Source organism: Streptomyces pathocidini (assembly GCF_001418495.1).
Classification (GTDB): domain Bacteria; phylum Actinomycetota; class Actinomycetes; order Streptomycetales; family Streptomycetaceae; genus Streptomyces; species Streptomyces pathocidini.
Window position 1 is genome coordinate 1 of the sequence record NZ_LIQY01000311.1, and the last position, 11140, is coordinate 11140.

The 11140-nt window shown below is 71.8% G+C and carries 10 protein-coding genes and 1 pseudogene; 8 read left to right on the forward strand and 3 right to left on the reverse strand.

Annotation, left to right across the window (positions count from 1 at the left end; translation table 11 throughout):
• Positions 1–234, reverse strand: a pseudogene (locus tag AOK16_RS15850) (SDR family oxidoreductase); the annotation flags it as partial.
• Between the two features lie 132 nt (positions 235–366).
• On the opposite strand from AOK16_RS15850, the gene AOK16_RS15855 reads away from it, so the two are divergent.
• The gene (locus AOK16_RS15855) at positions 367–885 is read left to right on the forward strand and encodes a DUF4240 domain-containing protein (protein WP_055472889.1); all 519 of its coding nucleotides are present in this window, start codon (positions 367–369) and stop codon (positions 883–885) included.
• Positions 886–976: 91 nt separating this feature from the next.
• Here the strand turns inward: AOK16_RS15855 and AOK16_RS15860 are convergent, their stop codons facing one another.
• Positions 977–1579 carry a GNAT family N-acetyltransferase gene (locus AOK16_RS15860; protein WP_055472890.1) on the reverse strand — a complete coding sequence of 201 codons (603 nt, stop codon included), beginning with the start codon at positions 1577–1579 and terminating at the stop codon, positions 977–979.
• Between the two features lie 95 nt (positions 1580–1674).
• Between AOK16_RS15860 and AOK16_RS15865 the strand changes: the two genes are divergently transcribed.
• The 3 genes from AOK16_RS15865 (at position 1675) to AOK16_RS29095 (ending at position 6184) form a co-directional block, all read left to right on the forward strand.
• A complete protein-coding gene (locus AOK16_RS15865; protein WP_055472891.1) occupies positions 1675–2568 on the forward strand; it encodes a TIGR01777 family oxidoreductase in 894 nt (297 codons plus the stop codon).
• A 258-nt stretch (positions 2569–2826) separates the two neighbouring features.
• Positions 2827–4266: an NAD(P)/FAD-dependent oxidoreductase gene (locus tag AOK16_RS15870; RefSeq protein ID WP_055472892.1), complete on the forward strand. Its 1440-nt coding sequence runs from the start codon at positions 2827–2829 to the stop codon at positions 4264–4266.
• A 292-nt stretch (positions 4267–4558) separates the two neighbouring features.
• Positions 4559–6184 (forward strand): IPT/TIG domain-containing protein, encoded by a 1626-nt coding sequence (locus tag AOK16_RS29095; RefSeq protein ID WP_079101439.1) that lies wholly within the window; start codon positions 4559–4561, stop codon positions 6182–6184.
• A 104-nt stretch (positions 6185–6288) separates the two neighbouring features.
• Here AOK16_RS29095 and AOK16_RS15880 read toward each other — a convergent pair whose 3' ends face one another.
• Positions 6289–7740, reverse strand: a complete 1452-nt coding sequence (locus AOK16_RS15880) for an NsdA family TPR-like regulatory protein (protein WP_055472894.1) — start codon at positions 7738–7740, stop codon at positions 6289–6291.
• A gap of 300 nt (positions 7741–8040) precedes the next feature.
• Here AOK16_RS15880 and lipB point away from each other — a divergent pair, with 300 nt between their 5' ends.
• The 4 genes from lipB (at position 8041) to AOK16_RS15900 (ending at position 11124) form a co-directional block, all read left to right on the forward strand.
• Positions 8041–8832 (forward strand): lipoyl(octanoyl) transferase LipB, encoded by a 792-nt coding sequence (lipB, locus tag AOK16_RS15885; protein ID WP_055472895.1) that lies wholly within the window; start codon positions 8041–8043, stop codon positions 8830–8832.
• 113 nt (positions 8833–8945) lie between these two features.
• Positions 8946–9899 carry a lipoyl synthase gene (lipA, locus tag AOK16_RS15890; RefSeq protein ID WP_055472896.1) on the forward strand — a complete coding sequence of 318 codons (954 nt, stop codon included), beginning with the start codon at positions 8946–8948 and terminating at the stop codon, positions 9897–9899.
• A 315-nt stretch (positions 9900–10214) separates the two neighbouring features.
• Positions 10215–10424, forward strand: coding sequence for an SCO2195 family GlnR-regulated protein (locus AOK16_RS15895; protein ID WP_055472897.1), 210 nt, complete (start codon positions 10215–10217; stop codon positions 10422–10424).
• A gap of 10 nt (positions 10425–10434) precedes the next feature.
• Positions 10435–11124 (forward strand): DUF4191 domain-containing protein, encoded by a 690-nt coding sequence (locus AOK16_RS15900; RefSeq protein ID WP_055472898.1) that lies wholly within the window; start codon positions 10435–10437, stop codon positions 11122–11124.
• Positions 11125–11140: the final 16 nt, after the last annotated feature.

Sequence of the window (11140 nt, forward strand, 5' to 3'; positions counted from 1 at the left end):
GACCGCGACGCCCTCGCCGCCCGCCGCCGTGACCAGCTCGGCGGTCTCCTCGATCGTCTCGGTCGTCCGGCCGACCTCGCTGACGCGCTCCCTGGTCGTCCGGCCCGTGACGTAGACCGTGGCCCCGGCCGCGCCCAGCCCGACGGCGATGGCCCGGCCCGCTCCCCTGGTGGCTCCGGCGACGAGGGCCACCCTGCCCGCCAGAGAACCCGCCGTTCCGCGCTGCTCTGCCATGTCCGCTCTCCTTCGCTCCCGTGCCGTCTCGTCCCACGGACCACCTTCGCACCCGCCACTGACAAACCGGACCGGTGATTCCCGGGCGTTCCGCGTGCGGGCGGGGATGCGAGGCCCGATGCTGGTCGGGTGATGGACGAGACGGAGTTCTGGGAGATCGTGGACAGCTCCCGCGAGGCGGCCGAGGGCGACCCCGAGGAGCAGGCCGACCTGCTCCTGGAGCGGCTGCTGCAGCTCGACCCCGAGTCCGTGCTCGACTTCGCCCGGCACTTCGAGGCCCGCTTCAACCGCGCCTACCGCTGGGACGTGTGGGGCGCGGCCTGGGTACTGCTCGACGGGGCGAGCGACGACGCGTTCGACAACTTCCGCTGCTGGCTGATCGGCCAGGGCCGCGAGGTCTTCGAGGGCGCGCTGCACGACCCGGACGCGCTGGCCGACCTCCTCGACGACTTCGACGAGGAGGTGGACGGGGACGCGGAGGAGCTGGGGTACGCGGCGGACGAGGCGTACGAGCAGCTGACCGGCCTGGAGACCCCGGACCTGGAGCTGCCGCCCGCACCGCGCGAGCCGCTGGGCACGCCCGTCGACTTCGAGGACGACAGAGCGCTGGCGGAACGCTTCCCCAGGCTGTGGGACGCGTTCCGGCCGTAGGCGGTGGGGAGTTGGGGCCCGTCGCCTGCCGGAGCCCCTTGCCGGCTCAGCCCGGCAGAACCGGGGGCTCCGCCCCATCGGGTCCAGCTCGTCAGCGCGGGAGGCTCCGGCCCATCAGGACGTCGTCCACGTACTCTCCCTCGATCAGGAACTCGCCCGGGAGCACGCCCTCCACGGCGAAGCCCGCCGACTCGTACAGCCGCCGGGCCGGGGCGTTGTGGCCGAGGACGCGGAGTGTGAGGCGGGTGGCGCCCTGGCGCAGCGCCTCCTGCCCGGCCGCGTCCAGGAGCGCCCGGGCGACGCCGAGGCCCCGCGCCCAGACGTCGACGGCGAGGCCCTGGATCTGCCGGACGTGGGCGTTGGCCGGCAGCGGGGTGGGCGGGACGACGCGCACATAGCCCGCGATCCGTAGGGGCTCGTTCGATGGCGCCGGTGCCGATGCCGGTGCCGGTGCCGGTGCCGATGCCCGTGCCCGTGCCGGTGCCGGTGCCGGTGCCGGGCACTCTGCGATCAGGATGTGGTCCGGCGAGTGCGTCATGTCGAAGAACGGCTCGCCCTCCAGGGGCGGCCCCTCCTGCACGGAGTGCAGGGGCGACCACGTGCGCCGGTCGAGCTCGGCGAGCGCGGTGTCGTCGGCCCGGACGGCGCGGCGTATGACGGGGCGGGTACGGGGCTGCGAGGCGGGCGCGGGCATGGGGACACTCTGCCAGGGGGCCTTCCGGCTCCGGCACGCCGGGCCCTGTGCCGGAACTCCGGCGTTCCGGGGGCCGCGCCGGGCAGGATGGCCTCATGCGCATCGCGGTCAGCGGTTCAACCGGCCTCATCGGCACGGCACTCGTACGGTCCCTGCACGAGGACGGGCACGAGGTGGTCCGTATGGTGCGGCGGCCCGCCGCGGCGCCGGACGAGGTCACCTGGGACCCCCAGCGGCAGTACGTGGACACGGCCGGGCTCGCGGGGTGCGACGCGGTGGTGCACCTGGCGGCGGCCGGGGTCGGCGACCGCCCCTGGACGGCCGCGTACAAGCGGGAGCTGTGGGACAGCCGGGTGCTGGGCACGGCCGCGGTGGCCGAGGCGGTCGCCGCGCTCGACACCCCGCCGCGGGTGTTCCTGTGCGGAAGCGCGGTGGGGTTCTACGGGGACACCGGGGACCGGGCCGTGGACGAGAGCGCGCCGCCCGGGGAGGGGTTCCTGCCGGACATGTGCCAGGCGTGGGAGGAAGCGGCCGCGCCGGCCGAAGAGGCGGGCATCAGAACGGTGTTCGCGCGCAGCGGCCTCGTCGTCTCGGGCGAGGGCGGTGCCTGGGGGCGGCGGATCTTCCCGCTGTTCAAGCTTGGCCTCGGCGGGCGGCTCGGGGACGGCAGGCAGTACTGGAGCCTGATCTCGCTGCGGGACGAGGCCGCGGCGCTGCGGCACATCCTGGACACGGAGGAGCTGGCGGGCCCGGTCAACTGCACGTCGCCCGAGCCGGTCACCAACCGGGAGGTGACGGAGGCGATGGGGCGGGCGCTGCACCAGCCGACCCTTCTCAACGTGCCGGCGCCGGTGCTGCGGTTGGCCCTCCGTGGCTTCTCGGAGGAAGTCCTGGGCAGCAAGCGGGTGCTGCCGAAGCGGCTGCTGGAGACGGGGTTCTCGTTCGCGCACCCGACGGTGGAGAGTGCCCTGCGGGCGGCGCTGGGGTAAAAGGGCCGCGGCCGGCCGCGCCGAAGGCACGCGCGCGTGGGGCCGGGCCGATCGTTTCACATACGTTCCCGATCGGAACGTGTCACTCCACGACCCGACTTCGGCCGGAATCGCTCGTACGGACGGCCGGAACCGCCGCATTTCTCAGGGCTGTTGAGGGCATGAGGTACCAGTGGCCCGAGTGTGACCTGGCTTTCCTCACCGACCACCGGTCGGGGGCACCCGGCGCGGGAACACAGCCGACCCTGGGGAGGGGACGTGCTCAGCAGCGCGCGCCACAGCGGAGAACGGACGGATGTCGTCGTCATAGGGGCAGGGGCGGCGGGCCTCGCCGCGGCCCGCCTCCTCACAGAGGCCGGGGTAAGTGTCACGGTCCTGGAGGCCGCTCCTTACATCGGCGGGCGGATGGCCACCGACCACGTGGACGGTTTCCACCTCGACCGTACGGTGCAGTTCCTCAACACGTCCTATCCGGAACTCTTCCGGATGCCGGGCCTGGAGTCCCTGCCGCTCCGCCCGCTCGCCCGCGGGGCGCTGGTGCACGCGGGCGGGCGCAGCCACCGGTACGCGGTGGGCGGGCGCGGTGAGCGGTCCCCGGAGACCCGCGCGGACACCAAGGGTGTGGCCGACACGGACATTCGGGCTGCGGCCCGTTTCGAGACCCTCGTCAGGGCCCGCGCCGGACAACCCGGCGGACCACGCGGCGCGAGAGGCCCACTCACCACCGCGCGAGCCATCGCCTCCGCTGCCCACGCGCCCCTCACCGGAGCTCTCGACCAGGCCAGGGCCTCCGCCCTGCTCAACCGGCTGGCCGCTACACCCACCGACCACCTTCTGGCCCGCCCCGAGCTGACCGCCGCGCAGGCACTGGCCGCGCGCGGTGTGCCGCCCCGCACGGCGAACCGCTTCCTGCGGCCGCTGCTGGAGGCCCTGCTGGGCGATCCGGATCTCGCCATGTCCAGCCGCTGCGCGGACCTCGCCCTGCGCGCCTACGCTTGCGGGCGGCTGTGCCTGCCCGTGGGGGGCTCGGCGACGGTTCCGGAGCTGCTGGCCGCGGGGCTGCCACCGGGCGCCATCCGAACCGGGGTACGCGCCGTGTCGGTCTCCACCACCTCGGTGGAGACCGCCGGGCACGGCCAAATCCCGTGCCGCGCCGTACTGGTGGCCACCGGAGCGCGCGCGGCGGCCGGCCTCCTACCCGGACTGCGGCTACCGGACTTCCACGCGACGACCGTGCTGCACCACACAGCGGACGCCCCGCCGGCGACCGGGGCCGCTCTCATCCTGGACGCGGACCGGCTGGGCCCCGTAACGCACACAACGGTGGTCAGCGAGGCCGACCCGTCCCGCACCCCACCGGGACGTGTCCTGATCACCTCGGTGGTGACGGGTCCCGCGTCAGAGGATCCGGTCCCGGCCCTGGACGGGGCAGCGCGGCCCCAACTCAGCCGGCTGTACGGCACGTCGGCCGCGCGCTGGCGGCTGCTCGCCGCCTACCACCACCCAGAGGCCCTTCCGGCGATGCGCCCGCCGCACGACCCGCGCCGACCCGTACGGGTGGTGGCGGGCTTGTACGTGTGCGGGGACCACCGTGACACGAGCACGCTCCAGGGCGCTCTTTCCTCCGCCCGGCGCGCGGTCGCCGCCACCCTCGCAGACCGTTTCAGTACGAGGTTCGGAGCCGGCGACGGCGAATGAGCCAGAATCCCGGTTCAGTTCGCAGATCGTGCGCGGATTCCATCATCCGCAACTCGCATACCCCTTTGCACACCACCCTTTTGCGCCCCCATCGCCCCAACCGCCATAACACAACGGGTTATTCTCCCTCCGCGGCAGGAAATATGCACGCCAAGGATTTTTCGATCTCAGGAGATCCTCATCTCATCCACGGCGAGCGATCAGCGGAAGTCCGCGACCTGATGAGTGTTCCAACCAGCTGGAAAGCCGGGCTCCCGTCTCCCCGCTCCCCACCCGGTCCTGGGGTACCATCATGGCAATTTCCATTTCCCCGAATCAAGGTTCCACTACTGGTGGAACCCTGGTCACCATCACCGGCACAAACCTCGCCGGAGCAACCATGGTGAGGTTCGGCACCAAACCATCACCTCAAATCGTCCAGGTGTCCCCGACCATAGTCACCGCGGTGTCTCCGCCGGGATCCGGCGCGGTGGAGGTAACGGTGACCACCCCTGGCGGCACCACTCCGCCCGTGCTCTTCGTCTACGTGAGCCCGCCCTTCCTGTTCACGCTGAGCACCACATCCGGGCCTTTGGCCGGCGGCAACACCATTTCCATAACCGGTACCGGCCTGACCTCCACCACCAGCGTGTCCTTCGGCGGTACTTCCGTGATCCCGACAGTCGTCTCCGACGGCCGGATCGAGGTCACGGTGCCGGCAAGGGCCACGAGCGGGCCCGTGCAAGTGCGCGCCGTAACGGCGGGCGGGACAAGCAACAGCCTGACCTACACCTACGTAGGTGCCCCCACGGCCACTGCCATCTTTCCCTTGTTCGGCCCTGTCTCCGGCCACACCGCCTTCACCCTCTCGGGAACCAACCTGACGGGCGCCCACGTGACCTTCGACGGCGTCGCGGCGACGGGCATCGCGGTGAACGGAGCGGGAACCTCCCTGACAGGGATCACGCCCGAGGGTGCGGCAGGCAACGCGGCCGTCGTGATCACCACGGCCGGCGGCAGCACAACAGTCCCAGGCGGGTTCACCTACATCACCCCCGTCTTCCCCGCCCTCTACGTAGTCAACATGACCCCGGGTACGGTCTCGGCAATCGACCGGGTCACCAAAACGGTCACCACCGAGATCCTCGTCGACGAGAACCCCACCAACGTCGCGATCTCCCCAAACGGTTCCCGCGCCTACGTCACCAACCAGGGCTCCAACACCGTCTCGGTGATCAGCACAGCCACCAACACCGTCACCACCACCATCGCCACCGGCGAGAACCCCACCAACGTCGCGATCTCCCCGAACGGTTCCCGCGTCTATGTGGCCAACCAGACCTCGGGTACCGTCTCAGTGATCAACAGCGCCAACGACACGGTCATCAAAACCATCCCTGTCGGGGCCCAGCCGACTGGGATCGCGGTCTCCCCGGAGAGCACCCGCGTCTACGTCACCAACTTGAGCGCGGGCACCGTCTCAGTGATCAGCACAGCCACCAACACCGTCACCGCCACCATCCACGTTGGCGCCGTTCCCTCCAGCGTGGCATTCACCCCCGACGGCGCCCGCGCCTACGTCACCAATCAGGGCTCCAACACCGTCTCGGTGATCAACACAACGACCAACACCGTCACCACCGCCATCGCCGGCGACGTCCTTCCCTCCAGCGTGGCGCTCTCTCCGGACGGCGCCCGCGCCTACGTCACCAATCAGGGCTCCAACACCGTCTCGGTGATCAACACAGCCACCAACACCGTCACCGACACCATCGCCGTCAACTCAAACCCCCGCGGCGTGGCTGCCGGCCCGGACGGGGCCAACGTCTACATCACCAGCCTCTTGCCCAGCACCGTCTCGGTGATCAGCACAGCCACCAACGCCGTCACCTGCACCATCAACGTGGGCACCAACCCGCGGGGCCTTGCGACTTCCTGACAGTGCATCACATGGGCTTGATCAGAACGGACGCACCGCCAACCGCGGTGCTGCACGGCGACGCCGAACCCGGCCTCCGCACCGGCCCTCCACCCGGCGCGGGCCTACAGCGCCGCGACGCGTTCGCGGAAGGCTCGGGCCGGGGCCGCTTCGCGATACGGCTCCAGCCGACGCTCGAAGTCGCGAACGTACTCCACGGCCCGCGTCGACCGCATTTCCGCTGCCTGCGCCGCCGCCTCCGCCCCCAGCGCGCACGCCTGGTCCAGCTCCCCCAGCCCGAGCCGCGCGGACGCCAGGACCACCCGGCAGAACAGGCGGCTGCGCGCATAGCCCGGCGCGCGCAGCTGGAGGGAGCGTTCCGCGTGCTGCGCGGCCGCCCGGTACTGCTGGAGATCCCGGTGGCAGTGCCCGAACTCATCGGCCAGCTGCGCCTCGTCGAAGTAGCGTGCCCAGTACGGGACTTCGTCCCCCGGCCGCGCCGCCTCCAGCGCCCGCTCGGCCCGTGCGAGGGAGGCCGTGCAGGCGCGCACTTCCCCCAGCACACCGTGCCCGCGCGCCTCCACGGCGTGCATCAGCGCCTGGACGACCGGCGGCGCCCCGCTCCCGACGCCCTGCTGCGCGACCCGCGCGAGCTGCACCGCCTCGCGCCCGTGCCCGAGATAGACCGCCTGCCGGCCCATCGTCACCAGCACGTAGCTCCCGTATGCCCGGTCCCCCGCCGCCTGCGCGAGCCGCAGGGCCTGGACGAAGTACCGCTGGGCGAGCCCGTGGGCCGCGATGTCGTACGAGGTCCAGCCGGCCAGCCGGGTCAGGTCGGCGACCGCGGCGAACAGCCGGCGCCCGGTCGCCTCGTTGTAGGTGCCGCGCAGCATCGGCTCGGCCTCGTGTTCCAGATACCGCACGAGGGCCTGCCGGGCGTGCCCGCCGCCGTACGCGTGGTCGAGGGTGCGGAACAGCTCGCCGACCGAGCGCAGGGCCGCGATGTCCCCCGCGGTGACCTTGTGCACCGGGTTCTGGTCGCCCTGCCGCTGCCGCGGCACCGTCGCACGGCCCTGCGCAGGCACGCGCGCGGCGGACGGCCCCGCCGCGGGTTCCTCGGCGGCCCGCGCCACCCGCTCGTCGGCGCGGCCGATGAGCCAGTCGCGGCTGGGTACGACGAGTCCGGCGGGGGTGAACGCGATCTTCCGCAGCTCGGCGTGGCTGCCGGAGTCCTTGCGCCAGAGCCCGCTGACGATGTCCACGGCCTCGGCCGGGCTCGCGGCGAATTCGAGGCCCGCGTACACGGGGCCGCAGGCGTCGAGCCCGAGATCCTGCGCGGAGAGCCGCCGCCCGAGACGACGCGAGAACACCTCGGCGATCAGGGCGGGCGTCGTGCCGCGGGGCTGCTGTCCGCGCAGCCAGCGCGTCACGGACGTCTTGTCGTAGCGCAGGTCGAGACCGTGCTCCAGCCCCAGCTGGTCGACCCTGCGGGCCAGCCCGGCGTTGGAGAATCCGGCCTCGGCGATGAGCGCGGCGAGCTGGCGGTTGGGGTTGCGCTGCTGGGGTCGGTCCGTCATCGGGTGTGCGGTCTCCTGCCTTCTGCCTTCCGGGCCTCAACGCCCTGATGGAACGGCGTGAATTTAGCGGCTGGAAGCACACATTCCGCACGCTCGGCCCATCATTCATCCGATCGTGTGAGCAGGTGCTTGCCGACCGTGACGGAGTCCCCGGGCAGACGTGACGAAGTCTCCGGCGGAACCGCCCCGCCGGACCCCGGCCGACCGGAACTGGATCCTGGGGCCCGCGCCACGGGCCGTACAGTGGCATGGGCGCAGGAGCGCCGCTACGGGGACGTACGGCCGGGAAGAGGAGCTGCCGTGAGTGAGCCGCGCGAGCTGCGCTTTGTCCACCTGGGCTTCGGGGCGGAGGCTGTGGAGTACCAGGAGGCGTGGCAGGAGCAACGCCGGGTGCACGCGGCCCGGTTCGCGGACGAGGTCCCCGACACCTGCCTGCTGCTGGAGCACCCGCCGGTCTACACGGCCGGGCGGCGCACGGAGGACAGCGAGCGCCCGCTGGACGGGACGCCGGTCGTCGACGTGGACCGCGGCGGCAAGATCACCTGGCACGGCCCGGGTCAGCTCGTCGGCTACCCGATCCTCAAACTCCCGCGCCCGGTGGATGTGGTGGCCCACGTCCGGCGCCTGGAGGAGGCGCTCATCCTCACCTGCGCGGAGTTCGGCCTGGAGACCTCCCGGGTCGAGGGCCGCAGCGGCGTGTGGGTGCTCGGCGACCCGGTCGACCAGCGGCCCGCGCTCGGAGGCCTGTCGCTGGACTTCGACCCGCGGCTCCAGGACGAGGAGTTCGACCCGCGGCTCAGCGGCCCCGAGTACGCGCCGTCCAACGCCGGCCAGCGCCGCGAGGACCGCAAGCTGGCCGCCATCGGCATCCGCGTCGCCAAGGGCGTCACGATGCACGGCTTCGCGATGAACTGCGACCCGGACAACACCTGGTTCGACCGGATCGTCCCCTGCGGCATCCGCGACGCGGGTGTGACCTCGCTCTCCAACGAGCTGGGCCGCCAGGTCTCCGTGGCCGAGGTCCTGCCCGTGGCCGAGAAGCACCTGCGGGGCGTCCTGGAGGCGGCGGAGCCCCTGCCGCGCGCGGTCTGACCCCTCGTACCGCGCGGCCCGAAGGCTCAGCGGCCGACCAGGGCGTAAAAGCGTACGAACAACGGGCGTACCCTGGGGTTCGCCCAAGAATCGAAAGTCGTAGGGAGCCGGACGTGTCCGCAGTCGCACCCGACGGACGCAAGATGCTGCGCCTGGAGGTCCGGAACAGCCAGACCCCCATCGAGCGCAAGCCCGAGTGGATCAAGACCCGGGCGAAGATGGGCCCCGAATACACCGAGCTGCAGAGCCTGGTGAAGCGCGAGGGGCTGCACACCGTCTGCCAGGAGGCGGGCTGCCCCAACATCTACGAGTGCTGGGAAGACCGCGAGGCCACCTTCCTCATCGGCGGCGACCAGTGCACCCGGCGCTGCGACTTCTGCCAGATCGACACGGGCAAGCCCCAGGCCCTGGACCTCGACGAGCCGCGCCGCGTGGGCGAGTCCGTGGTCACCATGGACCTCAACTACGCCACGATCACCGGCGTCGCCCGCGACGACCTGGCGGACGGCGGCGCCTGGCTGTACGCCGAGACGGTGCGGCAGATCCACGCGATGACGGCCGGGCGCGAGGCCGGCCGCACCAAGGTCGAGCTGCTGATCCCCGACTTCAACGCGGTCCCCGAGCAGCTCGCCGAGGTCTTCGGCTCCCGCCCCGAGGTGCTGGCGCACAACGTCGAGACCGTCCCTCGGATCTTCAAGCGGATCCGCCCGGCCTTCCGCTACGAGCGCTCGCTCGAGGTCATCACCCGCGCCCGCGAGGCCGGCCTGGTCACCAAGTCCAACCTGATCCTGGGCATGGGCGAGGAGCGCGAGGAGGTCAGCCAGGCGCTGCGCGACCTGCACGGCGCCGGCTGCGAGTTGATCACCATCACGCAGTACCTGCGCCCCTCGGTCCGGCACCACCCGGTGGAGCGCTGGGTCAAGCCGCAGGAGTTCGTGGAGCTCAAGGACGAGGCCGAGGCGATCGGCTTCTCCGGCGTCATGTCGGGCCCGCTGGTCCGCTCCTCGTACCGCGCGGGCCGCCTCTTCCAGCAGGCGATGGACCGGCGCGCGACGCAGGCCGCGTAGCGGGGGCGGCGGGTTTCCGGAGCCGCCGGGGCGCCAGGGCGCGGGGGCGCCAGGGCGCCGCATCGCCGGCCGCCCGGGCACCATGTCACCAAGCGTGATCTCGATCACGTGCGGAGTGTGACCGGCGCCACCTTCGAGAACCGCCGTGGGCCCCGGAACTCCGGGGCTCACGCGTACGGGCCGCGTCAAGGTGTGATCACACGGCGTATGGGTTTCATTGGTGTTTGACCGACCGGTCACGTCCTGGTAACACCCATCAGTGAGTCTGGTCGGGACCACCCTTCCCGTCCGTCCGCTTCCGAGGGGGACTGACCCATGCAGGCCGCGCACGTACGCGCCACCGCCATCCCGTCGTTCACCACCGCCCTGCGCGCCGTCGAGGCCGTACTGCTGGGCAGCGGCCAGCGCACCGCCCGCCGCAACGCCTGGACTTCGGTCCTGGAGGACCGGCACCGCGCCCGCGAGCGCCGCGAGGCCCAGCACGTCCTGGAGGCCGTGGCGACCCGGGCTCCGCAGGCCACGTAAACTCTGGGGCATGGCGAGGCAGGAAACATCCGAGAATCCCGGGCGGCTCAAGCAGATCGCCCTGACCTACAAGATGACCAAGCGGGCCGACTCCAAGGTCGGTCTCGTCGTCGCGGCGGTGGGAATCGTCACCTTCGGTGTCCTCCTCGCGATCGGCTTCGCGATCGGTCACCCGGTCTACCTGGGCATCCTGGGCTTCCTGCTGGCCTTCCTCGCGATGGCGATCGTCTTCGGCCGGCGGGCCGAGCGCGCGGCCTTCGGGCAGATGGAGGGCCAGCCGGGCGCGGCCGCGGCGGTGCTGGAAAACGTCGGCCGCGGCTGGTCGGTGACGCCGGCGGTCGCGATGAACCGCAACCAGGACGTCGTACACCGCGCGGTCGGCAAGGCCGGTGTCGTGCTGGTCGGCGAGGGCAACCCGAACCGGCTCAAGAGCCTGCTGGCGTCCGAGAAGAAGCGCATGGCGCGGATCGTGGTGGACGTGCCGGTGCACGACGTGATCGTGGGCGACGGTGAGGGCCAGGTGCCGCTGAAGAAGCTGCGCACCACCCTGCTGAAGCTGCCGCGGGTGCTGCCGGGCGCCCAGGTCACCACGGTCAACGACCGGCTGCGCGCGATGGGCGACCTGATGAGCAACATGCCGATCCCGAAGGGCCCGATGCCGAAGGGTATGCGGATGCCGCGGGGCGGCAAGATGCGGTGACGCTCGCGCTGAGCGG